Origin of the sequence: Erwinia sp. SLM-02 (genome assembly GCF_037450285.1) — a bacterium.
Taxonomy (GTDB): Bacteria; Pseudomonadota; Gammaproteobacteria; order Enterobacterales; family Enterobacteriaceae; genus Erwinia.
The window spans coordinates 1-25,419 of the sequence record NZ_JAQISN010000004.1; the positions used below are offsets into that span (position 1 = coordinate 1).

The following is a 25,419-nucleotide window of genomic DNA, read 5'->3' on the forward strand; positions in this document are numbered from 1 at the left end:
CACACAGATTGTCTGATAAATTGTTAAAGAGCAGTGCAGTCAGTGCCGAGGCTTCCTGCTGCGAGGTGGCGTATATTACGCTTTCCTCCTTCGGAGTCAACTTCTTTTTGAGAAGTTTTTTCCGGCGATTCAGACAACTTCCTGAACCTCTAACACGCTGGCCTGTAAGCCGTTGTTCCGTGTCAGTGGAGGCGCAGTATAGGGATTTTCTGGCGGCTGACAAGTTTTTATTGCAAATAAATTACCGAGCGATTCATTTTTAATCAATTGAGCAAAAAGAATACAACATGCGGGTGATATTCACCCAGAAGTTGCCAGAAAACTGCAGACGCCCATCACAAAATCGCGATATGAGATGCTATTCTTGCTGCATCACAGGCAGATTTCTGCTGGCCTCCAATAATAAAAAGGACGACCAATGATAAAATCCGCGCGCAGTATGGCCGGACTTCCGTGGATCGCCGCTATGGCTTTCTTTATGCAGGCGCTTGATGCCACCATTCTCAACACCGCTCTGCCCGCTATTGCCCACAGTCTTAACCGTTCACCGCTGGCGATGCAGTCAGCCGTCATCAGCTACACCTTAACCGTCGCCATGCTGATCCCCGTAAGCGGCTGGCTCGCCGATCGCTTTGGCACACGCAAGGTGTTTATCGTTGCCGTCTTTCTCTTCTCTTTTGGCTCCCTGGCCTGTGCGCTATCTAATTCGCTGAGCATGCTGGTGATATCACGCGTTATCCAGGGCGTCGGCGGTGCGATGATGATGCCCGTTGCGCGACTGGCCCTGTTACGAGCCTATCCTCGTAGCGAACTGCTGCCGGTGCTTAACTTTGTCACCATGCCCGGCCTCATTGGACCGGTACTCGGTCCTCTGCTGGGTGGCGTACTGGTCACGTGGGCAACCTGGCACTGGATATTTCTCATTAATATCCCGATTGGCATCCTCGGTATTATCTATGCACGTAAATACATGCCGGACTTCACCACGCCAAAGCGACGGTTCGATCTGCCGGGTTTCCTGCTGTTCGGATTAGGACTGGTGGGGATATCAAGCGGCATAGAGCTGTTTGGTGAACGGGTAGTCTCCAGCCTGATCGCGCTCGGCGTGCTGGTCGGGGGGATTCTCCTTCTTCTTCTATATATAGTGCATGCCCGCCGGCACCCTTCACCGCTGCTGCCGTTACCGATGTTCAAGACCCGCACCTTCTCAGTCGGCATCATCGGCAATATCGCCTCCCGACTGGGTACCGGCTGTATTCCGTTTCTGATGCCGCTGATGCTGCAGGTCGGCTTCGGCTATACCGCATTGATTGCCGGGTGCATGATGGCCCCAACGGCGCTGGGATCGATTCTGGCAAAATCGCTGGTGACAAGAGTTCTGCGCTTGTTTGGCTATCGTAAAACGCTGGTTGGTATCAGTGTGATTATTGGTGTACTGATTGCGTCATTTTCCCTGCAGTCCGCAAGCTGGAGCGTGCTGGCGATGCTCATTCCGCTCTTCATTCTCGGTATGGCGATGTCTACCCAGTTTACGGCGATGAACACCATCACCCTTGCTGATTTAACCGATGCCAATGCCAGCAGCGGTAACAGCATGCTGGCGGTAACACAGCAGTTGGCGATTGGTTTTGGCGTGGCGGTCAGCGCAGCGGTTCTGCGCTTTTATGAGAACTTCGGTGGGTCAACCTTCCAGAACTTCCACGCCACCTTCCTGACGATGGGCGTGATCACCGTGATTTCCGCGCTGGTATTCCTGCTGTTGAAACCGGGAGACGGTCGCAATCTGATCAGCGACCGCGATAAAAAGAAGAAGGCTTAGCGTTCACCCACTGAGGCACGAGCCATGAGTTCCGGTGTCAGCACCAGCAGCTGCTGGCTGGCACCGGGGCAGCTCAGCCGATGCAGCAGGGTATCAATTGCCAGCTCACCCAGCTCGTCTTTCGGCTGATGAATAGTGCTCAGAGGCGGCGTCATATAGCGCGCCAGCTCAATATCATCGTAACCCATTACCGCCATATCCTGTGGAATGGTCATCCCGGCCTGGAAAAGCGCCTGATAAACGCCAACGGCCATAGCATCATTACTGGTAAAAACCGCCTCAGGTTGCGGATCTAGCGTTAACAGCTGCTGCATGGCATTGAAGCCACCCTCAAACTCAAAATCACCGTCAACAATATATCCGGGCAGGATCGGCAGCTCCGCCGTGGTCATCGCGCGCTGATAGCCTTCAAGGCGCAGTCGCGCAGGCGTCTTATCCTGGGGACCGGCGATACAGGCAATGCGGGTATAACCGCGGGAAATCAGATGCTGAGTGGCCATTTCGCCGCCCAGCAACGAGTTGTCCTGAATAATGTCACTACCGCCTTCAAACGGTGCCCAGTCCATCATGACCGAAGGAATGGAAGGATAGCGCCCAAGAATATCGGCAGAAGGCAGATGGCTTTCGGTACACATGATCAGCAGTCCATCAACGCGCTTTTGCAGCAGCGTTTCCAGGCTCCGATCCATGCGGTCCTTATCCCCTTCGGTATTACACAGAATAAGACTGTATCCACGCTCATAGCAGCTACGCTCCACCCCTCGCACCACTTCCGCATAAAACGGGTTGCTGCTGGCGGTCAACAGCATGCCAATGGTACGGGTCTGATTCAGTTTCAGACTGCGAGCCAACGCCGATGGGGCATAGTTCAGCTCACGGATAGCCGACGTAACCTTCTCACGGATCGTTTCACTGACGAACCGGTTGTTGTTAATCACGTGGGATACGGTAGAGGTTGAGACGCCCGCAAGCCGGGCGACATCTTTCATTGTGGCCACGTTCACCCCTGCGATTGCAAGAAGCGGTCGATCTCTTCACGCCAGGGCACGGAGGGCTGCGCACCATGTCGGGTGACGGCGATGGCGGCGGCCGCATGGGCAAACCGCACCGACTCGGCCATCGGTTTTTTCTCCAGCAGTGCGGTAATCAGCGCACCGTTGAAGGTATCTCCGGCTGCGATGGTATCCACCGCCTCAACGCGAAATCCTGGAATACGCTGCCCGTTGCCCTGCTCACTCAGCCACACGCCGCGGCTACCGAGAGTGATCAGTACCGAATCAATGCCTTTGGCATGCAGTACGCCGGCAGCCTTCGCGGCATCCTCATCGGTTTTGACGGCCACGCCAGTCAGGATCTGTGCTTCGGTTTCGTTAGGGGTGATCATATCCACCAGCGACAGCAGCTCATCGGAGAGCGCCGTGGCCGGGGCCGGGTTCAATATCACCCGGGTCTGATTCTGATGAGCAATACGCGCGGCGGCCAGCACGCTGTCCAGCGGGGACTCAAGCTGCATCAACAACGCGTCAGCATCAGCAATCACCTGCTGATGCTGGGTCACCCGGTCAGGGGTCAGTGCCGCGTTGGCACCCGCATAAATACCGATGGTGTTTTCACCTTCGCCGTTAACAAAAATCAGCGCCACGCCGGTTGATTCGCCTTCAACGGCAGTGACCGGTGCCACGTCAATGCGATCGTCCGCCAGCTGTTTGCGGATACGCTCACCAATATCGTCATGACCTACGCAGGCAATAAAGGAAATATCCGCACCGCTGCGCCCGGCAGCAACGGCCTGATTCGCGCCTTTTCCACCAAACGCCACCTGATACTGCTTTCCGATCACCGTTTCACCCGGGCGAGGAAAATGCGCCAGATTAAGAATGTGATCTGCATTGATGCTGCCCAGAACAGCCAGCTTGCCGGTATTTTTCATATGGGGAATCGTCCAGATAAGTGCGCCACCCGAGGGTGGCGCGTGCCATGCTTTTCTTTGATTTATTTGGTGACCAGCTTCAGGTCTACCGGATTTACCGCGTCGACTTTCTGCCCTTTCAGCACTTTGTCAGCCGTTTCAACGCCGATAGAACCAATCTGCTCAGGCAGCTGAGCGACGGTCGCGGCCAGTTTGCCGCCTTCAACAGCCTTCACCCCATCAGGCGTGCCGTCAAAGCCCACAACCACCACACCAGATTTACCGGCAGTTTGCAATGCGCGTAATGCGCCCAGCGCCATTTCATCATTCTGGGCAAACACCGCCTGCACATCAGGATGCGCGGTCAACAGGTTTTGCATCACGTTCAGGCCCTTGGTGCGATCGAAATCCGCCGGCTGGCTGGCAAGGATATTGAATTTATGCGCATCGGCAGCCTGCTTGAAGCCTTCACCACGCTCACGCGCGGCTGACGTTCCGGCAATCCCCTGCAGTTCGATAATTTTTGCGCCGTCACCCAGCTTCTGAGCGATAAACTCACCGGCCTGCTTGCCGCCTGCACGGTTGTCTGAAGCGATGTGGCTGACCACCTTGCCCTGTGTCGCTACGCGGTCAAGCGTGATCACCGGGATGTTAGCCTGGTTAGCCATTTTCACCGCATTGCCCACCGCATCGGAATCGGTTGGGTTGATCAGCATAACTTTGGTGCCGCGAACGGTCAGATCCTGCACGTTCGCCAGCTCTTTCGCCGGGTTATTCTGTGAATCCAGCACCACCAGGTTATAACCCAGCTTATCGGCTTCTTTCTGCGCACCGTCTTTCAGTGAAACAAAGAACGGGTTGTTCAGCGTGGATACCACCAGCGCGATCGTGTCTTTTGCCAGCGCATGGGTGCTCAGGGTGGCGCCTAACAGTAAAGCCAGTGCAGTCAGTTTTTTCATGTTCTTAATCCTGTAGGGTAATCAGTTATTTGCTTTTGTTGTCTACCAGCACCGCCAGTAAAATCACGACAGCTTTGACGATCATTTGGTAGTAAGAAGAAACACCGAGCAGGTTCAGCCCGTTGTTGAGGAAACCGAGGATCAGCGCACCGATCAGGGTTCCCATAATCCGGCCTTTGCCCCCGGCCAGGCTGGTGCCGCCGAGCACAACGGCCGCAATCGCATCCAGCTCATAGCCGGTTCCCGCCGTTGGCTGCGCGGAAGAAAGGCGCGCCACTTCAATGGTGCCGGCCAGCGCGGCCAGCATGCCGCACAGCGCGTACACGGTGATTTTTACCCGGTTCACGCTGATGCCTGACAGCCGGGTTGCCGCTTCGTTACCGCCCAGCGCATAGATATAGCGGCCAAGACGGGTGTGATGCAGCATGTACCAGGCGGCGAAGAAGACAATCGCCATCAGCCAGACCGGCGTCGGGATCCCCAGCGGTCGACCAATACCAAACCAGCCAAACAGGTCCGCATTGTCGTTAAAGCCGGTATTCACCGGGCTGCCGTTGGTATACACCATGGTTACCCCGCGCAGCAGGAGCATCATCACCAGCGTGGCGATAAAGGCCTGGACCCTGCCTTTCGCGACAATCGTACCGGTAATACCGCCGATCAAGGCGCCCAGCGCCAGCGAAGCGGCAACCGCCACCAGCGCATTCACTTCCAGGCCGACGATCGATGCCGCCACCGCGCCGGTCAGCGCCAGCAGTGAACCCACGGAAAGATCGATGCCCGAGGTCAGAATAACCAGCGTCATCCCCACGGCCATAATGGCGTTAACCGAGGTCTGTTGTAGAATATTGAACAGGTTAGCCACGGTGAAGAAGTTCGGGCTCATGCTGGAGACAATGGCGATCAGTACCACCAGCGCAATCAGCGATTTCTGTTCAAGCAGCCACGCCTTACTGATCAGGCGGCGTGAAGGGATTGTTTGCGTACTCATAGTTATGCCAGCTCCGCGCTGTATTGTTTGCCTACCGCCGCCGCCATCAAAATTTCCTGCGAGGCTTGTTCAATCGGGAAGTCACCGCTCAGACGCCCTTCGTGCATCACCAGCACGCGGTCGCTCATACCCAGCACTTCCGGCATTTCAGAAGAGACGAGGATGATGCTCAGCCCCTCTTCTTTAAACTGGTTAATCAGCTGGTAAATCTCTTTCTTCGCGCCGACGTCCACCCCACGAGTGGGCTCATCCAGGATCAGCACTTTCGGCCGGGTCATCAGACCACGGGCGATAGCCACTTTCTGCTGGTTCCCGCCGGAAAGCAGGCCGATCGGCTGATTCATTGAGGGGGTTTTGACGTTAAACAGCTTAATAAAGTCCCCGACGGCCAGCTGCTCTTCAGCGTGCTTCAGGCGCCCACCGGTATGGCTGAAATAGTTGAGGGCGGTCAGCGACATGTTCTCTTTTACCGACATCCCCAATACCAGGCCATCACGCTTGCGGTCTTCAGAGATATAAACGATGCCGTTGAGCAGCCCCTCTTCTGGCGAACGCGCCACCACCGTTTTGCCGTCCAGCGTCACCGTACCGGCTGAACGCGGCAGTGCGCCGTACAGCACCTTCATTAATTCGGTACGCCCCGCGCCCATCAGGCCTGCCACGCCGAGGATCTCCCCTTTACGCAGGGTAAAGCTGACATCGTCAACGCCGGAGCCGCTGAGGTGCTCCACCTTCAGACGAATATCACCCGGCGCTTTATCCAGCCGCGGATACTGTTCTTCCAGCTTGCGGCCCACCATCATTTCGATCAGCGACTCTTCGCTCAGCGTATTCACCTCACGCTCGGCAATAAACTGACCGTCACGGAAAATGGTCACATCATCGCAAACCTCAAAAATCTCTTTCATGCGGTGGGAGATATAAACGATGCCGCAGCCCTGCGCCTTCAGCTCGTTGATCACGCGGAACAGCGAAGCGGTTTCAGTATCGGTCAGGGCATCCGTTGGCTCATCCATAATGATGACTTTGGACTCGAAGCTCAGCACTTTGGCAATCTCAACCATCTGCTGATCGCCGATCGACAGATCGCCCACCAGCTTGTGGCTGTTAAAGCGCAGATTGAGGCGTTTCAGCAGCGCATCCGCCTTCTCGTGCATCGCCTTCCACTGAATGCAGCCAAAGCGATTGACGAACTCCCGGCCGAGGAAAATATTTTCCGCAACGCTCAACTGCGGGATCAGGTTGAGTTCCTGATGGATGATGCCAATTCCGGCTTCCTGAGATGCCTTAGGGCCGTTGAACGTCGTTTCTTTACCCAACCACTCAAAACTCCCGGCATCGCGCGCATAGATCCCGGTCAGGACTTTCATCATGGTGGATTTACCCGCCCCGTTTTCCCCTACCAGTGCCATCACGCGGCCCGGATAAACGGAAAGTGCGGCCCCCGACAGCGCTTTCACGCCGGGGAAGGATTTCTCAATGCCTTTCAGCTGCAGTAAAGGTTGCATAACGGCCTCAGAAGGTCACGCCAGCGTTAAGGATGATATTCGCATACGGAGAGCACTCCCCGCTGCGAATAACAGCCTTACTACGTTGTGTTTGCTGTTTGAACTGTTCGTGACTGATATAGCTGATACTTATCGTATTACCCTGGTGTTGTTGCAAAGATTCGAGCAGGGCGATCAGTTCGCTATGGAGCTGCGGATTATGCTGCACAATCTCTTCCGCAAGGATGGCACTCTCAACCTGCATTTCTTCAGTCACCGTTTTGGTTACCTGTAAAAAACTGGGAATACCGTGAGTCAGCGCGAGATCGATGCGCTGCGGCCCCTGTGGAACAGGCAGGCCAGCATCACCGATGGTCAGGCTGTCAGTATGTCCTAAACGGGAAACCACGGACGAAATATCAGAATTCAGTAAGGTGCCTTTTTTCATCTTTCACTCCAGAGCGAAACGTTTCGCTGACTGCAGTTTAAGCAACGGAAAGGGGAAAACAATCGTCAAATTGTGAAAATGTGATCGCCATCGAAACGTTTCGCCAGCGAGATGAAGCCCCAATCTCAGGTGGATATCTTCCCCTCTCACAGACTAAACAATGACCAGAGGACGGATTATTCATTGCAGCCATGTAGAGTAACCGGGCAGTAAAAAAAACCACTTTATTTTAAAAGGAATTTAAAATGTCGTTAAATGAAAGATTCAACAAAATAAAAAAAACCTATGAGGATTACGAAAACTGGTCTGGTGAGGTAACCGGTCATCACATTCTTTGCTGCCATCCGGCTAATGAAGATCAGTTGCTGGATATTGTTAACTGGGCTAAAGAAAATAACAGAAAAATCAGACCTGTGGGAATGAAACACAACTGGTCTCCACTCACTATTGCCAATGGAGAGAATAACAGCAGCGTTATTCTCGTTGATCTGAAAGGAACAGTAACGAAAGTTCTCATTGAGAAAATGGGTGAACATGCTCTGGTAACGGCTAAAGCGGGAATTACCATGCAGGATTTTGTCACCCAGCTTGAAACACAAAAACTGGGTTTCGTAGGAATGCCCGCCCCGGGAGATCTGACACTGGGTGGCGTTCTGGCTATTGGTGGACATGGCACCAGCATTCCAGCTAAAAATGAAAAAACGCCTCCGGGCGGATCCTATGGTTCAATGAGCAATTCAATTATTTCTCTAAAGGCCGTGGTATGGAATAGCGAAACTGAAAGTTATGAGTTAAAACTTTTTCAAAGGAAAGATCCGGAAATTTCCGCCTTCATGGTTCACGTTGGCAGAGCATTAATTTTTGAAGTTACTTTGCAGGTCCCTCGCAACCAGCGCCTGCGCTGTATAAGTTATGTCAACATTACTGCTGATGAGCTTTTTGCAAAAGAGAGTAGCGGAGATAAAACGTTCAGTTATTTCCTCGACCAGTATGGTCGGGCCGAAGCGATATGGTTTCCTTTCACAGAAAAACCCTGGCTTAAAATATGGACTATCGCTCCCGTTTACCCTTCCAAATCACGTCCTGTTCATTCACCATTTAACTATGGGTTTTCTGATAACCTCCCATTAAAAGTCTCCAATCTGATAAAGAAAATTAATAATGGTCAGCCACAACTCACCCCTTCCCTTGGCCAACTTCAGGCAGAGCTGGTCAATATTGGCCTGGGGGCAACGAACGCCTTTGACCTGTGGGGCTGGAGTAAAGATCTGCTGATGTACGTCAAACCCAGCACGCTAAGGGTCACTGCAAACGGCTATGCCATTCTGACGCAAAGAGAAAATATTCAGAGCGTAATTTACGACTTTGTTAGCCATTACCGAAAAATGGTTACTGACTATAAAGGTCGTCACTCGTGGCCAATGAATGGTCCGATTGAAATCCGGGTTTCCGGGTTAGACAAACCGGATGAGACGCTTGTGGCTGGTGCAGTAACGCCAGCATTATCTGCAGTAAAACCCGATCCGGCCCATCCTGAATGGGATGTTGCCGTCTGGTTGGATATCTTGTCTATGCCGGGAACCCCGGATGCCTGTAAATTTTATAACGAAATGGAATCGTGGATATACTCCCACTTCAGTAATAAAGATTGTGGCGTTCGCGTTGAATGGAGTAAAGGCTGGGGATATAGCGATACGGCAGCCTGGGATAATCAGGAAAGGATGCAGAATACCATACCGTCCTCACTCAGCGGAGGAGATAACATGAGTATGGATTGGAATATGGCCGTAAGTACACTTAACGAGTACGACCCGTACAAACTATTCTCGTCTCCCTTCGTCGAAAAACTTTTTAATATGTATGCATAATAAAAAAACCTCCATGTAATGGAGGTTTTTTTCATGGGTTATTAACCGCCCCATTCCCAATCATAATGGTAGGTTATACGGCTTGCATCGCCTCCCATCAGGCTACCTATTCCAGCGATCGACTTAGATATACTATAGCCGACTGAGTCCGCGAGATTATGAACACTGCCCAGGCCAAACCGATCAAAAGTTTTGCCTACTGAGGAAACAAGGGTGGTATTCAACACATCATTAGCGACCTTCACACCATCAATGACGACGTTTCCCGCAAAATGCATTAAGTCAGAACAAAATCCTGCACCAGATACGAGCATAATTTCCTGCGTAGTAATTTCTCTCATAACTATCCTTATTAATATTGACTATTAAAATATCCCTTTTACAAACTGCACAATTACTTTTAACTATTCAATCTGGTAACACAATCGTTAATTACGCTATAAATAACGTACCTAATGATTTTTTTCAAAAAACGCTCTTAATCTTAATGGTTTTATCTAATTTTGCGGTTATTTAAAAACCAGGTCAGAAACTAGTCACCCGTTTTACGTATCTGCTTAACATCCAGTTCAAGCGAGTTGAAGTCCTTATCCAGTTTACCCTGCAATTCCACATTATCTTTAGGGCCAACCGTTTGTCCTTCCCAGCGCTTATGGTCAATTTCAACCGTCATGGTGCCGGTGGCGTCACGAAACAGATACTCTTCATCACCAATACGTTTCTCAATATGGCCGCGCATCGTTACCCAGGCATCGTCGCTCATCTCCTGCGCCTGTTTCACCGTCGCTACCGTGGCATTCGGGCCGCTAAAGCCCCCTTTCTGCGTCACGGACGTCGGTGCATTCGGGTCGACAAAACCGCCTCCCTGGACGGCCAGAACCGGGGTGGAAATCAGGGCAGTAATTGCCAGTAATGCAGCTGTTTTCTTCATATTCATCATTGTCACCTTTCTTCCTGAACGGAGGCAGCTTACCGCTGCCGGATGGTCTCTGAGAGTGATTAAAACAAACGCTTCTTAACAGGATCTTAAGAACTGCCCATCAGCGGCTGTATTTATCATTATTGCGCAAATTCGGGCAATTTCGCCGATGCTCTCTGTACAAGCCGCATCCTCATTCCGTATAAAACGGCTAACAGCAAAGGATAAGCCGATGAGAATTTTACTGATTGAAGACGATCGCCTGATTGGTGATGGGATAAAAGCCGGGCTGGGCAAGCTGGGCTTTAGCGTTGACTGGTTTACTCAGGGGAATGATGGCCTGCTCGCCCTCGGCGCGGCACCGTATGATGCCGTGGTACTCGATCTCAGCCTGCCGGAAATCGATGGGATGGAGATCCTGCGCCAGTGGCGTCAGCAGGGGCGCGATGAACCGGTATTGATCCTCACCGCCCGCGATGCCCTTGAGCAGCGGGTCGATGGCCTGCAGCAGGGTGCAGACGACTATCTGTGTAAACCGTTTGCCCTCAGTGAAGTGGCCGCACGCCTGCAGGCGCTAATCCGACGACGTCACGGCCAGCTACAGCCCACTCTGCAGCACGGCGGGGTCATTATGGAACCCGCTTCCCACAGCGTGACCCTGGACGGTAAACCGCTGGAGCTGAAGGCCCGTGAGCTGGCGCTGCTGGAGCTGTTTCTGCTTAATCCCGGCCGGGTGCTGACCCGCGCGCGGCTGGAGGAAAAGCTCTACGGCTGGGATGAGGATGTCTCCAGCAATGCGGTAGAGGTGCACATCCACCACCTGCGTAAAAAGCTGGGCAGTGAATTTATCCGCACCGTTCACGGCGTGGGCTACACGCTGGGGGCGTTATGAAAAACAGAAGTCTGCGTCTGCGGCTGACCGTCGGCTTCCTGCTGCTGAGTATTCTGTGTTGGGGTGCAGCCGCGGTGGGTGGCTGGTGGCAAACGCGGCACAATATCAATCAGCTGTTCGATACCCAGCAGATGCTGTTTGCTAAACGGCTGGCGGCCATCAATCCCGAACGGTTAAGCGCCTCCCCCCTCACTCTGCCAAAAACCAAAAAGCTGCTGCGTCATCACCGCGGCGATCAGGAAGATGACGCGCTGGCCTTCGCCGTATTCAGCCGTGAAGGAAAAATGCTGCTCAATGACGGTGATAACGGCAAGGATTTCCCCTTCAGCTACCAGCGCGATGGCTTTACCGACGGACAGTTAACGGGCGATGACGATATGTGGCGGCTGGTGTGGCTGACCACGGCGGACGGCCGCTATATCGTGGTGGTCGGTCAGGAGTGGGAATACCGCGATGACATGACCCGCGATCTGGTGCGGGCCAGTCTTAATCCCTGGCTACTGGCGCTGCCGGTGATGCTGCTGCTGATGCTGTGGCTGCTCAGCCACGAGCTGAAACCGCTCAAACACATTGCGCTACAGCTGCGGCGTCGGGCGGCGGATGATGCCGCACCGCTGGAGGCGGAACGCGTCCCGCAGGAAGTCCGGCCGCTGCTGGACGAACTTAACCAACTGTTTGCCCGCACCGGTGCCATGCTGCTGCGCGAGCGGCGCTTTACTTCCGATGCCGCCCACGAGTTGCGTACTCCTCTGGCTGCATTGAAGGTGCAGGCCGAAGTGGCACAGCTGGCGCACGATGATGCCGCGGCGCTCGGCCACGCGCTGAGTAATCTGGATGTGGGTATCGATCGCGCCACCCGGCTGGTGGATCAGCTGCTGACGCTTTCCCGGCTGGATAACGGCCAGGATCTGCAAAAACAGCCGCTGGAAATCCAGTTGCTGCTGCAACAGGCGGTGGTCGAACATTACGAACAGGCGCGGGAAAAAGGGATTGAGCTTCGTCTTGATGCGCCAAAAGAACCACTCAGACGGCTGGCAAACCCCCTGCTGCTGGCCCTGCTGGTGCGAAATCTGCTGGATAACGCCATCCGCTATGCCCCGGAGGGCACTCAGGTGGCGTTAATACTGACGGAAAAAAACCTGACGGTCAGCGATAACGGCCCCGGTATCCCGGCCGACATCCTGCCGCGTATTGGCGAACGTTTTTACCGGCCTCCCGGCCAGCAGCAGTCCGGCAGCGGACTGGGATTATCGATCGTTCATCATATTGCCCGACTGCATGACATGCGGGTCACCCTGAAGAATCGGGATGAAGGCGGGCTGTCCGTCACGGTGTGGCTGTAGGACGCGGTCGGTGTTCAGACCGCGCCCGGTCATCAGATTTCGACCTGCGTACCCAGCTCAATCACCCGGTTAGGCGGGATTTCAAACTGATCCGGCGCGCGCAGGGCGTTCTTTTGCAGCATCAGGAACAGCTTGCCGCGCAGGCGCAGATACCACGGTCGTTTACCAATAATCAGCGACTCATGTGACATAAAGAACGAGGTTTCCATCATCCGGCAGCTCAGCCCTTCCAGCCCACAGCGGTGGAAGATCTCCTCAACGTTGGGCGTTTCCCGCCAGCCATAGCTGGCCACGACGCGCCAGAAGGTCGGCGAAAGCTGCTCGATGGTCACGCGTTTCACATTGTGCACATATGGGGCATCTTCCGTACGCAGCGTCAGCAGCACCACTCGCTCATGCAGCACCTTGTTGTGCTTAAGATTATGAAGCATGGCAAAGGGGATGACGTTCAGGGCGCGCGACATATAGACCGCGGTGCCCGGCACTCTGACCGGCGGTGATTTTTCCAGCGAGGCGATCATGGCCTCCAGGGAGTTGCCGTGTTCATGCATACGGCGCAGCAGGCGGAAGCGTTCGCTTTTCCAGGTGGTCATAACCACAAACATCACCAGCGCCAGCATTAACGGCAGCCAGCCGCCGGAGAACACTTTCACCAGGTTGGCCGAGAACAACGAAACATCAATGCAGAGCATGGCAACGAGGATCAGCAGCGCCAGATAGCGATTCCAGTGCCAGTTTTTGATCGCCACGGTCGTACACAAAATCGCGGTCAGTACCATGGTTCCGGTCACCGCAATACCGTAGGCAGCCGCCAGGTTACTGGAGTGCTTAAAGCCAACGATCACGATCACCACCGCCACAAACAGCAGCCAGTTGATGACCGGAATATAGATCTGACCGGATTCCTGCTCTGAAGTGTAAACAATGCGCATCGGCGGCAGATATCCCAGGCGAACCGCCTGGCGCGTCAATGAAAACACCCCGGAGATCACCGCCTGAGAGGCGATCACCGTAGCAAGAGTTGCCAGCAGCAGCAGCGGGATCAGCGCCCAGTCAGGCGCCAGCAGGAAGAACGGGTTCTTGATGGCTTCGGGGTGTTTCAACAGCAGCGCCCCCTGGCCGAAATAGTTCAGCACCAGCGACGGGAGCACCACGATAAACCACGCCAGCCGGATAGGGAATTTACCGAAGTGTCCCATATCCGCATACAGCGCTTCCACGCCGGTAATCGCCAGCACGACGGCCCCCAGCGCGAAGAACGACACGGTTTTGTACTCGATAAAGAAGTGAACCGCCCAGTAAGGGTTCATCGCCTGCAGCACGTCCGGGTTGTTGAGGATACTGCGTGCGCCCAGCACCGCCAGCACCACAAACCATACCAGCATCACCGGAGCGAACAGCTTGCCGACAATGCCGGTGCCGTGCTTCTGAATGATAAACAGCAGGGTCAGCACCGCTATCGCCAGCGGAACAATGTAGCTGTCGAGCGACGGCGCGGCAATTTCCAGCCCCTCAATCGCGGAAAGCACCGATACCGCCGGGGTAATAACCACCTCGCCGTAAAAGAAACTGCCGCCTATCAGGCCCATGATCAATAAAATTGCCGTAGCCCGGCCGCCGGTATTGCGCCCGGCCAGCGACATCAGGGTCAGGATCCCCCCTTCGCCGGCGTTATCGGCGCGCATCACATAGGTGATGTACTTGAGGGACACCGTCAGAATCAACAGCCAGAAAATAAGGGAGAGGAAACCAAATACCGCATCGCGCTCTACGCCAAAACCGAACTGTCCCGACAGACATTCGCGCAGGGTATACAGTGGACTGGTACCGATATCACCGTAGACCACGCCGATTGCGGCGAGAGTAACGGCACCAAGGGACTGCTTTTTGTCAGAGCTCATAGGTTAATCTTTTGTTGCAGCCGGCCGGCGCGGGATTGCGCACAGTTTACCTGGCTATCAAAAAGCGCACAGTATGCATGATTCATCATGAATGCCTATTGTTTATTGACGGGATATCGCCCAATCGGAACTAACTTCAATGGCCAGTGTCACCCTTTGATAATAAAAAAGCTGACTGCTATCAACTCTTTCAAGCATCATAGTCAGTAGTGTTTGCGCTCGCCAGCCATCAATGCTGGCCTGACCGTAGAAAAAGGATGGATGTTTGATTATGGCCCAGTCTCACCTACTGGCGGAGCGTATTTCCCGCCTGAGCAATGCATTAGAGAAAGGACTTTACGAACGCCATCACGCGATTCGACTCTGCCTTCTTGCCGCGCTGTGCGGCGAAAGCGTTTTTTTACTGGGGCCGCCGGGCATTGCCAAGAGCCTGATCGCCCGACGCCTCAAGTTTGCCTTCCAGCATTCCCGCGCCTTTGAATATCTGATGACCCGCTTCTCAACGCCGGAAGAGGTGTTTGGTCCGCTGTCCATTCAGGCACTTAAGGATGAGGGGCGCTATCAGCGGCTGACCAAAGGTTACCTGCCCGACGCGGAGATCGTCTTCCTGGATGAAATCTGGAAAGCCGGCCCGGCGATCCTCAACACCCTGCTGACCGCCATCAACGAGCGCCGTTTTCGCAACGGCGACAATGAAGAAAAAATCCCGATGCGGCTGCTGGTGACCGCCTCAAACGAACTGCCGGAAGCGGACAGCGGGCTGGAAGCGCTCTATGACCGTATGCTGATTCGTCTGTGGCTGGATAACGTCCACGAGAAGCAGAATTTCCGCAGCCTGCTGACCCACCAGCAGGATGAAAATCAGAATCCGGTGTCGGAATCGCTGTGCATCAGCGACGAAGAGTATCTGGCCTGGCAGCAGGGCATTACCAAAGTGAACCTGCCGGATGATGTTTTCGAACTGATTTTCCAGCTGCGCCAGCAGTTAGAAAACCAGCCTGAGGCGCCGTATATCTCCGACCGCCGCTGGAAAAAAGCCATTCATCTGCTGCAGGCCAGCGCCTTTTACAGCGGCCGTCATTCGATTGCACCGATCGATCTGATCCTGTTGAAAGACTGCCTGTGGCATGACGTCAATTCGATGAAACTGCTGGATCGTGAAATTGATAACCTGCTGACTCAGCAGGCATGGCAGCAGCAGCCGATCCTGATAAAACTCCAGCAGGTTAACGCCCGCCGCCTGGCGCTTCAACAGCAGCAGAGCGTGGAGCAGGCCATTCGCCTTGAGAAACACGGCGGTATGTTCAGCCGTAAACCGCATTTCGAACTGCCCGCCGCGCTGTCGGCCGATGAGCTGACCCTGATGCTGCAAAAACCGCTGACGCTGCATGATATGCAGGTTACCCACATCACTCTGGCCCGCGAGGCGCTGCACCACTGGCTGCAAAAGGGCGGAGAGGTGCGCGGCAAGCTGAACGGCATCGGTTTTGCCCAGATGCTGGACCTGCACGTGGACGCTCAGGAGTGCCTGACGCTGCGTGATATCAGCCTGCAAAGTACGCGGCTGATGCTGCCCGGTAAACTGCAGCAGGCGCTGCCGGAAGAGATAGCGCAGGCGCTCGACGAGCTGGATACCCAACTTCGCGCCCAGCGCACTCTGTTCAGCCAGCATCATCGCTGCCTGTTTATCAGCGATGACTGGCTGGCCCGCGTCGAGGACAGTTTGCAGCAGGTGGCCGAACAGCTGAAGCAGGCGCGTCAGTGATCTCACTCGATACGCTGAGTATGTTACTGACCATCAGCGAAAACGAGCTGATCGAAGAAGTGGCGATCGCCATGCTGGCCTCCCCCAAGCTGGCCGCCTTCTTTAAAAAATTCCCCGGACTGAAAAATGCGCTGACGCGCGATCTGCCAAACTGGAAGGCGGGCGTTCTTCAGCAGTTGAAATCAACGCCGGTGCCGGAGGATGTGGCCGAAGAGTTCAGCCGCTTCCAGCAATTTCAGTCGCTGAACTCGCACGAATTCAGCGCCCAGCTTCCCGACCTGCTGAATTGGCTGGATACGCACCACTCTCCGTTTGCGGAAAAAGCCCGCCAGTTGGTGGAGCATACGGAGATCGGTCATCTGAGTGCGGCGCAGCAGACGCTGTTTTTACAGCGCTGGCGGCTGAGCCTGACGCTGCAAACCCTGTCGCTGAACCAGCAGCTGCTGGACCAGGAGCGCGACAAGCTGCTGGCCGAGCTGCAGCACCGTCTGGCGATGAGCGGCCAGCTCGCCCCGGTGCTGGCCAGCGATGATGACGCGGCGGCGGGCAGACTGTGGGACCTGACCCGCAGCACGCTTCAGCGCGAGGATTATCAACTGATTGTGCAGTACGGGGATTTCCTGGCGGGGCAGCCCGAGCTGATAAAGCTGGCCGAACAGTTAGGCCGCAGCCGAGAGGCGAAGGCCGTGCAGGCAGAAGACGCACCGCTGGAAGCCTTCCACCAGCTGGTGCGCGAGCCGGAAAGCGTGCCGGAAGAGGTCAACGGGCTGCATCAAAGTGATGACATCCTGCGCCTGCTGCCGCCGGAGCTGGCCACACTCGGCATTAGTGAACTGGAATTTGAATTTTACCGGCGCCTGGTAGAAAAGCGCCTGCTCACCTATCGTCTGCAGGGCGAGAGCTGGCACGATAAAATTACCGAGCGGCCCGTGGTCCATCAGCATCACGATGAGCAACCGCGCGGACCGTTTATTGTCTGCGTCGATACGTCCGGTTCCATGGGCGGGTTTAACGAGCGCTGTGCAAAAGCCTTCTGCCTGGCGCTGCTTAAAGTGGCGCTGGCGGACAACCGCCGCTGCTACATCATGCTGTTCGCCCATGAGGTGGTCGGCTATGAGCTGACCGCCGGGGACGGCATCAGCCAGGCGATCCGTTTTCTCAGCCAGCGCTTTCGCGGCGGCACCGATCTCGCCGCCTGTCTGGATGAGGTGCTTAAAAAGCTCAGCAGCAGCCCCTGGCAGGATGCCGATGCGGTGATCCTCTCCGATTTTATCGCCCAGCGCCTGCCGGAAGAGCTGGTTAAACGCGTGCGCGATCACCAGAATCGCCAGCAGCAGCGGTTCCATGCCGTTGCCATGTCCGATCATGGAAAACCGGCCATTATGCGTATATTCAACCACATCTGGCGCTTTGATACCGGGCTGAAAAGCCGACTGCTGCGCCGCTGGCAGCGCTAATCCCTTCCCCATCGCCCTTTGCGCAAAATACGGTAAACCTTATTTGCTATAGTCATATATCGGCTTCAGCCAACAGGTAGATGGGAGCATTACGTGACAGCACAACAACAACCTCAGAGCGGGTTACCCGCAACCACCCGCACGCTACTTCTGGACGGCAGCGATCCTGAGCAAAAACGCCAGCAGCTGCTCGCCTACTTTCGCCAGACCTGGGAACTGTACGAGCGCCTGTTTGACTGCCTGGCAGACGAGCAGGCTTACTACACCAAAGCCATTTCGCTGCGCCATCCGCTGATCTTCTACTTTGGCCATACCGCCACCTTCTACATCAATAAACTGATGGCGGGTCGGCTGATTGACGCCCGTATTGATGACAAGATCGAAGCCATGATGGCTATCGGCGTCGATGAAATGAGCTGGGACGATCTGGATAACAGCCACTACAGCTGGCCGTCGGTCAGTGAGCTGCGTGACTATCGCGGTAAAGTGCGCACACGTGTTGAGCAGTTTATTGCAGAGATGCCGCTGTCGCTTCCTGTCAACTGGGACAGCCCGGCCTGGGTTATTCTGATGGGCATCGAACATGAACGCATCCACCTGGAGACGTCCAGCGTATTGATGCGCCAGTTACCGATCGAATGGGTAAAACCACAACCCCACTGGCCGGTTTGTCGCGATGCCCGCCACGATCGCCATGCCGTGCCGGAAAACAGCCTGATCGCCGTTGACGGTGGTCGCGTCACCCAGGGTAAAAGCGACCCGACCTATGGCTGGGATAACGAATACGGCACGCAGGTCAGTGAAGTCAAACCGTTCCGCGCCAGTAAAATGCTGGTCAGCAATGCCGAGTTCTTCGATTTCGTCGCGGCGGGGGGATATCAGCAATCCTGCTGGTGGGATGAAGAGGGCCAGGGCTGGCGCGAGTTTTCCAAAGCCACCATGCCGACGTTTTGGGTCGGTAATGCCGAACAGCCGGATAGCCTTCGGCTTCGCCTGATGGCGGAAGAGGTGCCGATGCCGTGGGACTGGCCCGCCGAGGTAAACCAGCTTGAGGCCGCCGCTTTCTGCCGTTGGAAGGCGGAGGAAACCGGAAAATCAATCCAGCTTCCGGCAGAGAGCGAGTGGATGCTGCTTCGCGAACAGGTCCCGGGCGATCAGACCGACTGGGATCGCACTCCGGGCAATATCAATCTGGCCTACTGGGCCTCGTCCTGCCCGGTCGATCGCTTCAGTCAGGGCGATTTCTTCGATCTGGTCGGCAATGTCTGGCAGTGGACCACCACGCCCATCAACGGTTTTGAAGGCTTCCGCGTGCATCCGCTGTACGACGATTTCTCCACGCCCACCTTTGACGGCAAACATTCGTTGATCAAAGGCGGCAGCTGGATCTCTACCGGCAACGAAGCGCTGAAATCTTCCCGTTATGCCTTCCGTCGCCACTTCTTCCAGCATGCCGGATTCCGCTATGTCGTCTCCAGCCATCAGGAAACCATGGTGCAGAACCCGTATGAAACCGACACAATGGTGTCGCAGTATCTGGATTTCCAGTACGGACCGGAATATTTCGGCGTGGCGAACTATGGCCGGGCACTGGTGGAAATAGCCTGTAAGCTGACGGATAAACGGCATCGCGCGCTGGATATCGGCTGTGCCACCGGTCGGGCAAGCTTTGAACTGGCTCGGCATTTCGAGCAGGTGGTGGGCATGGACTACTCGGCGCGCTTTATCGACGTGGCGCTGCAGCTCACCGGTGGTGAAGACTTCCGCTATGTCACCCAGGAAGAAGGCGATCTGGTGGAGTATCGTCAGGTGCGGCTGAAAGATTTTGGGCTGGATAGCCAACAGGCCAGCCGGATACAGTTCGTGCAGGGCGACGCCTGCAACCTGAAGCCGCAGCCGGAAAAATACGATCTGGTGCTGGCATCCAATCTGATCGACCGTTTACGCCAGCCCAAACGCTTCCTGCAGGACATCAGCGGCATGATCCACAGCGGTGGCGTACTGATGCTCTCCTCGCCTTATACCTGGCTTGAAGAGTATACGCCTAAGGAGAACTGGCTCGGCGGGATCCGTGAAAACGGCGAAGCACTGACTACATACCAGGCACTGCAGCGGCTGCTGGCGGCAGAGTTTGAGGAGATCGCCCCCGCCCAGGATATTCCGTTTGTGATCCGCGAAACGGCGCGTAAATATCAGCATACGCTGGCGCAGCTGACTCTCTGGCGTAAGCGTTAGCCCAGCCCCCTGTTACCGCAGGCACCCTCAGGTGCCTGCGGTTCACCTCAATCGATTGCCATCGCCTCCGCTATCCCGCACAGTATCGACATTCCGATCGCCCGTAATTATTCATGGAGCCGCTATGGCCGAAAATATGCAGCCCGATAACCTCGATCGCGGCATCCTGATCGCCCTGATGGACAATGCCCGTACCGCCTATGCCGAACTGGCTAAACAGTTCAATGTCAGCCCCGGTACGATCCACGTGCGCGTTGAAAAGATGAAGCAGGCGGGGATCATTAAAGGGACTCGCGTAGAAATCGATCCCAAACAGCTGGGCTACGACGTCTGTTGCTTTATTGGCATCATCTTAAAAAGTGCCCGGGATTATCCGGCTGCCGTGGCAAAGCTGGAACAGCTGGACGAGGTGGTGGAAGCCTGGTACACCACCGGGCATTACAGTATTTTCATCAAAGTGATGTGCCGCTCTATCGATGCATTGCAGCTGGTGCTGATTAACAAGATCCAGACCATCGATGAAATTCAGTCCACGGAAACGCTGATCTCACTGCAAAACCCGATCATGAGGGCGATCAAGCCCTGAATCAGTACTGCCAGCTCACGCTGAAACCAAAGGTCACCGGGTCGGTTTTGAAACCCCGTGGTTTGGAAAGTGGGATCCCACTGAAGGCGTCATAGCTGGCCCCCAGCGTGGAGATAGCGCCCCGCAGGCCCGCCACGCCGCCAGCCAGATGATGGCCGAGCGCCGTAGAGCCATCACTGCGACCGCCCACTTCGCCGTAGTCAGCCCCCAGATAAAACTCCTGCTGCGGTAACGGTGTACGCCATGCGAAGGTGTTTTGCACGTACCAGCCGTGGCTGGCACTGAGGGTGCGTTCGCCGTCAAAGCCGCGCACCGTCCAGCGGTTGCCGATGGCAAGCTGATCGGGGGGTGTCAGCGGTGTGGAGCTGGCCTGCTGCAGATAGTTCAGCTGATAGGAAAAATTCTGATCTCCCAACCTAAACGGCCAGTTCAGGCCCGCCGTCAGGGTAAGGATTTTACTTTTATCCGTGGCATCGTAGCCGTCTTCGGCGTGCTCTTCGAAAGCGGGCAGCGCGCCAAACCATCGGGTACCGCGCTGAAAGCTGACGCCGCCGTCAACGGTTACGTCGCCCACGTAGTGACGGTGATCCAGCCCAAGCAGCCAGGCGCTGGTGCGTCGGCGCTGAACATCAATTTCATTCCGGTCGATAAAGTTGCGGATCTCACGGACCAGCACGCTGCCGCGCATCGTGGTTTTACCACTGGCGTTGCGCTGGATAACGCGGCTCAGTCCGACATTCAGATTTTTGCTTTTACCCGAGTAGCGAATATCGCCGTTATATCCCGCCACGTTCTGCACGTAGTTGTACTGGCCGGCATTCACCTCAAACAGCCAGTAGCCCAGCGGCAGCGAGTAGTGACCGTTGATGTTTTTGCTCTGCTCGTGCCCCTTAAAGCCAAGATCGTGGCTGGCGGAGAGGTAAAGCAGATCGCTCAGGGCAAAGGGATTATCCAGCGCCAGCATCGCGCCGCCCTGATAGCGGCCGGTGCTTTTGGTGCCGGAGTCATCAACCCACATATTAACGCGCCAGATTTTAGGCTGATGACGGGTGATGATGATGTCGCTTTCGCCGGGCTTATCGCCGGGGACAATTTCCATGCTGTCCTGCACCGTCGGCAGGCGCTGCTGATTCTCCAGCCCCTGTTCAATATCGCGCAGATCCAACAATTCACCTTCACGAGCCGGCACGGCGGTGTAAAGCGCAGCGCGCTTATCAGAGCCGTCAGCATAGCGAATATGGCGGATCATGCCCGGCACCAGCGCCAGGGTAAGCGATCCGCTGCGGAGATCCTGTTCCGGTACCAGCACACGTGAGGTCACCCAGCCGTGATCGACCAGCCTGTTCTGCAGGCGGCTCATCAACTGATTAATGCCCTTAACGCCAAGGCAGTGCCCTACCGCGCCATCGGCCACGCGCTGTGCCGGAAACCAGCGGGGGAAAGCATCCCGCCCCGTCAGCTGGACGCGGTTAATGGGGAAGCAGGGCGTTTCCTGCGGAAACGGGCCTTCGGCATTGGGCTGCGGGTTTTCCGACAGCGTAATATCCGGCGCGTCAGGGGTTAGCTGCGCCTCTTTCGCCGACTGCTGCGTTTTAATATGCTGCTGCTGCTGATCGATAAACGGTGCAGCCTGAGCGGTACAGGTAATAAAAGACAGGCTCACCCAGAGTAAAAGGTGACGCCCACGGGCATCTGCGATCCTTGCCAAAATAGACAGCTCCATTGTGTAGATAAATCAATACGACAAACCATCGTATAATATTTCATCTAAAACCACGTCGTTACTAATGTCAATAACTTCACTTTGATACTACGATCGCTCACGCATTAAGACGATCCTGTTAATCATTTTATACACAGATGTTTTCCTTAGTGCTGAATACGCTACCAGAGTAATACCCCTACTTACCCACAGGTAGATCCCAGCCTGATCACAGAGTACAATGCCCACCTTTGTGACTCTGGGATCCCATCATGGCCGACATTACCTTAATCAGTGGCAGCACCTTAGGCAGCGCAGAATACGTTGCCGATCATCTGGCAGAGAAACTGAACGAGGCGGGTTATACCACTGAAACGCTGTACGGTCCGGAACTGGATGAAGTAAAGCCTGAAGGGGTCTGGCTGGTGGTGTGCTCAACGCACGGTGCCGGTGAACTGCCTGAAAATATTCAGCCGTTCTTCGACGCTATAAAGGAACAGCAGCCGGATCTGAGCAATCTGCGCTACGGCGCGGTAGGCATTGGTAACCGTGAATACGATCTGTTCTGTGGTGCTATCGATCAATTTGAGACGTTACTGACCTCGCTGGGTGCTAAACGCATCGGTGACTGCCTGAAAATCGATGTCCTTGAGCACGAAATCCCAGAGGATCCTGCCGGCGTGTGGGTGGAAACCTGGAAAGATTCGATCTGAATACCTCCCCGATCGGGCTGAGATCGCCCTGCGGATCCGCCCGATCGACACGTTTCTGCCCCAGAGTTTTGTAAATTATGTGCTTTTTCGCCTGATTTTTCAGCATTCATCTGTGGATAACTAAGCTTAAAACGCGGTAATAACCGGTTGTTATCCAAAGAACAACTTTATACCTTACCGGGACCTGTGAATAAGTCGTGATTTAGATCCCAGCTTATACGGATCGGGATCACCGATCATCCACAGCTAATGATCCTTCTTAATCGGTTGATCCTTATCAGCAAAACGCGCTTATCCACAGAAACTGGCGATCCTAATAGAAGATCTAATAAAGAGATCTTTAAATAAAAAAGATCTTCTTTTTAATACGTGAAGATCCCGCCGCTTTCCCCGTCGTCTAAAGTTGAGTAGAATTCACACCCCAGGCAATAGCCCCCTAATCGCACAAACCGCGAGGTGCAGTACCATGTTTTATCCAGATCCTTTTGACGTCATCGTAATCGGTGGTGGTCATGCGGGAACCGAAGCTGCAATGGCAGCTGCCCGTATGGGTCAACAAACCCTGTTATTAACCCACAATATCGATACGCTCGGGCAGATGTCCTGCAATCCAGCTATCGGGGGGATCGGGAAAGGACATCTGGTTAAAGAAGTGGATGCACTGGGTGGGCTGATGGCTCATGCCATTGACCAGGCCGGTATTCAGTTCAGGATACTAAACGCCAGCAAAGGGCCAGCCGTCAGGGCAACCCGCGCTCAGGCGGATCGTGTGTTGTATCGTCAGGCAGTACGTACCGCGCTGGAAAACCAGCCGAATCTGATGATCTTCCAGCAGGCGGTTGAGGATCTGATTGTGGAAAACGATCGGGTTGTTGGCGCTGTGACCCAGATGGGCCTGAAGTTCCGCGCTAAAGCCGTGGTGCTGACCGTCGGTACGTTCCTGGATGGCAAGATCCATATCGGACTGGATAACTACAGCGGTGGCCGTGCCGGCGATCCGCCATCCATTCCGCTGGCACGCCGCCTGCGTGAACTGCCGCTGCGCGTTAACCGGTTGAAAACCGGTACGCCGCCGCGTATCGATGCCCGCACGATAGATTTTTCAGTACTGGCAACGCAGCACGGTGATACCCCGATGCCGGTGTTCTCGTTCATGGGCAATGTGGCTCAGCATCCGCAGCAGGTGCCGTGCTATATCACCTACACCAATGAAAAAACCCATGACGTGATCCGTAATAACCTGGATCGCAGCCCGATGTATGCCGGGATCATCGAAGGGATCGGGCCTCGTTACTGCCCGTCGATCGAAGACAAGGTTATGCGCTTTGCCGATCGTAATGCGCACCAGATCTTCCTTGAACCGGAAGGGCTGACCAGCAACGAAGTTTACCCTAACGGTATCTCCACCAGCCTGCCGTTTGATGTGCAGATGCAGATCGTCCGTTCCATGCAGGGGATGGAAAATGCCAAAATCGTTCGTCCTGGCTATGCCATCGAGTACGATTTCTTCGACCCGCGCGATCTAAAACCGTCGCTGGAAAGTAAATATATTCAGGGTCTGTTCTTCGCAGGGCAGATCAACGGCACCACCGGCTATGAAGAAGCCGCCGCCCAGGGACTGCTGGCCGGGCTGAATGCCGGTCGTTTCTCTGCGGATAAAGAGAGCTGGGCGCCGCGCCGCGATCAGGCTTATCTTGGCGTACTGGTCGACGATCTCTGCACGCTGGGTACCAAAGAACCGTACCGCATGTTCACCTCACGGGCGGAATATCGTCTGATGCTGCGTGAAGATAACGCCGATCTTCGCCTGACCGCTGCCGGCCGCGAGCTGGGGCTGGTCGATGACGCCCGCTGGGCGCGCTTTAATGAAAAACTGGAGCGCATTGAACTGGAACGTCAGCGCCTGCGTGATATCTGGGTTCACCCGAAATCCGCGACCGTTGACGAGATCAACACGGTTATCAGTGCACCACTGACCAAAGAGGCCAGCGGTGAAGATCTGCTGCGTCGTCCAGAAATGACCTACAAACAGCTGATGACGCTGAGCACTTTCGCGCCGGCGCTGAGCGATGAGCAGGCCGCTGAGCAGGTCGAGATTCAGGTTAAATACGAAGGCTACATTGCGCGCCAGCAGGAAGAGATCGACAGACAGCAGCGTAACGAAAATACCCTGCTGCCGGTAGAACTGGATTATCGCCAGGTCAGCGGTCTTTCAAACGAAGTGATCGCCAAGCTCAACGATCACAAACCGGGATCGATAGGCCAGGCTTCACGTATTTCCGGCGTTACGCCTGCGGCAATCTCCATTTTGCTTATTTACCTTAAAAAGCAGGGACTGCTGCGCAAAAGCGCATAAGGCTCGGGCCAGGGCGGATTGGATCCGCTCCTGGCCGGCATTTCTGCTGTCGTCTTACTTCATTTTCTG

21 protein-coding genes are annotated in these 25,419 nt (G+C 55.1%); 11 read left to right on the forward strand and 10 right to left on the reverse strand.

Translation table 11 applies throughout. The features are described 5' to 3' along the window. Positions 1-263, forward strand: a 263-nt coding sequence (locus PGH32_RS19315) for a hypothetical protein (RefSeq protein WP_337894877.1), incomplete at its 5' end; no start/stop codon positions are given. Between the two features lie 155 nt (positions 264-418). Then, a complete protein-coding gene (mdtD, locus tag PGH32_RS19320) occupies positions 419-1,819 on the forward strand; it encodes a multidrug transporter subunit MdtD (protein ID WP_314423765.1) in 1,401 nt (466 codons plus the stop codon). On the opposite strand, the gene rbsR is transcribed toward mdtD, so the two are convergent. From rbsR to rbsD, 6 genes are all read right to left on the reverse strand, one after another. Beyond that, complete coding sequence (gene rbsR / locus PGH32_RS19325; RefSeq protein WP_443112810.1) at positions 1,816-2,817, reverse strand: ribose operon transcriptional repressor RbsR; 1,002 nt, start codon at positions 2,815-2,817, stop codon at positions 1,816-1,818. The genes mdtD and rbsR overlap by 4 nt on opposite strands. A 2-nt stretch (positions 2,818-2,819) precedes the next feature. Beyond that, positions 2,820-3,749, reverse strand: a complete 930-nt coding sequence (gene rbsK / locus PGH32_RS19330) for a ribokinase (protein ID WP_337894878.1) — start codon at positions 3,747-3,749, stop codon at positions 2,820-2,822. Between the two features lie 62 nt (positions 3,750-3,811). After that, entirely contained in the window at positions 3,812-4,687 is an 876-nt protein-coding gene (rbsB, locus tag PGH32_RS19335; RefSeq protein WP_314423773.1) for a ribose ABC transporter substrate-binding protein RbsB, read from the reverse strand. A 25-nt stretch (positions 4,688-4,712) separates the two neighbouring features. Then, positions 4,713-5,678, reverse strand: coding sequence for a ribose ABC transporter permease (rbsC, locus tag PGH32_RS19340; protein WP_314423776.1), 966 nt, complete (start codon positions 5,676-5,678; stop codon positions 4,713-4,715). A 2-nt stretch (positions 5,679-5,680) separates the two neighbouring features. Continuing rightward, complete coding sequence (gene rbsA, locus PGH32_RS19345; protein WP_337894879.1) at positions 5,681-7,186, reverse strand: ribose ABC transporter ATP-binding protein RbsA; 1,506 nt, start codon at positions 7,184-7,186, stop codon at positions 5,681-5,683. A 7-nt stretch (positions 7,187-7,193) separates the two neighbouring features. Next, positions 7,194-7,613 (reverse strand): D-ribose pyranase, encoded by a 420-nt coding sequence (gene rbsD, locus PGH32_RS19350; protein ID WP_314423782.1) that lies wholly within the window; start codon positions 7,611-7,613, stop codon positions 7,194-7,196. A 245-nt stretch (positions 7,614-7,858) separates the two neighbouring features. Between rbsD and PGH32_RS19355 the strand changes: the two genes are divergently transcribed. Then, complete coding sequence (locus PGH32_RS19355) at positions 7,859-9,481, forward strand: cholesterol oxidase substrate-binding domain-containing protein (protein WP_337894880.1); 1,623 nt, start codon at positions 7,859-7,861, stop codon at positions 9,479-9,481. 41 nt (positions 9,482-9,522) lie between these two features. On the opposite strand, the gene PGH32_RS19360 is transcribed toward PGH32_RS19355, so the two are convergent. Together PGH32_RS19360 and PGH32_RS19365 are read right to left on the reverse strand one after the other, a co-directional pair. Further along, positions 9,523-9,822 carry a hypothetical protein gene (locus PGH32_RS19360; RefSeq protein ID WP_314423788.1) on the reverse strand — a complete coding sequence of 100 codons (300 nt, stop codon included), beginning with the start codon at positions 9,820-9,822 and terminating at the stop codon, positions 9,523-9,525. A 191-nt stretch (positions 9,823-10,013) separates the two neighbouring features. Continuing rightward, entirely contained in the window at positions 10,014-10,412 is a 399-nt protein-coding gene (locus PGH32_RS19365; RefSeq protein WP_337894881.1) for a YgiW/YdeI family stress tolerance OB fold protein, read from the reverse strand. Positions 10,413-10,632: 220 nt separating this feature from the next. Here PGH32_RS19365 and qseB point away from each other — a divergent pair, with 220 nt between their 5' ends. Further along, the gene (gene qseB / locus PGH32_RS19370; protein WP_314423794.1) at positions 10,633-11,292 is read left to right on the forward strand and encodes a quorum sensing response regulator transcription factor QseB; all 660 of its coding nucleotides are present in this window, start codon (positions 10,633-10,635) and stop codon (positions 11,290-11,292) included. Beyond that, a complete protein-coding gene (gene qseC / locus PGH32_RS19375; RefSeq protein WP_337894882.1) occupies positions 11,289-12,635 on the forward strand; it encodes a quorum sensing histidine kinase QseC in 1,347 nt (448 codons plus the stop codon). The genes qseB and qseC overlap by 4 nt, the downstream gene beginning before the upstream one ends. Before the next feature lie 32 nt (positions 12,636-12,667). Here qseC and kup read toward each other — a convergent pair whose 3' ends face one another. Beyond that, positions 12,668-14,536: a low affinity potassium transporter Kup gene (gene kup, locus PGH32_RS19380; protein WP_314423798.1), complete on the reverse strand. Its 1,869-nt coding sequence runs from the start codon at positions 14,534-14,536 to the stop codon at positions 12,668-12,670. A 271-nt stretch (positions 14,537-14,807) separates the two neighbouring features. Here kup and ravA point away from each other — a divergent pair, with 271 nt between their 5' ends. The 4 genes from ravA (at position 14,808) to asnC (ending at position 20,579) form a co-directional block, all read left to right on the forward strand. Beyond that, positions 14,808-16,301, forward strand: coding sequence for an ATPase RavA (ravA, locus tag PGH32_RS19385; RefSeq protein WP_314423801.1), 1,494 nt, complete (start codon positions 14,808-14,810; stop codon positions 16,299-16,301). After that, entirely contained in the window at positions 16,298-17,758 is a 1,461-nt protein-coding gene (gene viaA, locus PGH32_RS19390; protein ID WP_314423804.1) for an ATPase RavA stimulator ViaA, read from the forward strand. Before ravA ends, viaA begins: the two co-directional genes overlap by 4 nt. 93 nt (positions 17,759-17,851) lie before the next feature. Continuing rightward, positions 17,852-19,993, forward strand: a complete 2,142-nt coding sequence (gene ovoA, locus PGH32_RS19395; RefSeq protein WP_337894883.1) for a 5-histidylcysteine sulfoxide synthase — start codon at positions 17,852-17,854, stop codon at positions 19,991-19,993. Positions 19,994-20,117: 124 nt separating this feature from the next. Further along, positions 20,118-20,579 carry a transcriptional regulator AsnC gene (asnC, locus tag PGH32_RS19400; RefSeq protein WP_123334664.1) on the forward strand — a complete coding sequence of 154 codons (462 nt, stop codon included), beginning with the start codon at positions 20,118-20,120 and terminating at the stop codon, positions 20,577-20,579. Between the two features lies 1 nt (position 20,580). On the opposite strand, the gene PGH32_RS19405 is transcribed toward asnC, so the two are convergent. Next, positions 20,581-22,302: a ShlB/FhaC/HecB family hemolysin secretion/activation protein gene (locus PGH32_RS19405; protein WP_337894884.1), complete on the reverse strand. Its 1,722-nt coding sequence runs from the start codon at positions 22,300-22,302 to the stop codon at positions 20,581-20,583. Positions 22,303-22,553: 251 nt separating this feature from the next. Between PGH32_RS19405 and mioC the strand changes: the two genes are divergently transcribed. Next, positions 22,554-22,994: an FMN-binding protein MioC gene (gene mioC, locus PGH32_RS19410; protein ID WP_314423815.1), complete on the forward strand. Its 441-nt coding sequence runs from the start codon at positions 22,554-22,556 to the stop codon at positions 22,992-22,994. 466 nt (positions 22,995-23,460) lie between these two features. Next, a complete protein-coding gene (mnmG, locus tag PGH32_RS19415) occupies positions 23,461-25,350 on the forward strand; it encodes a tRNA uridine-5-carboxymethylaminomethyl(34) synthesis enzyme MnmG (RefSeq protein ID WP_314423817.1) in 1,890 nt (629 codons plus the stop codon). Positions 25,351-25,419 lie beyond the last annotated feature (69 nt).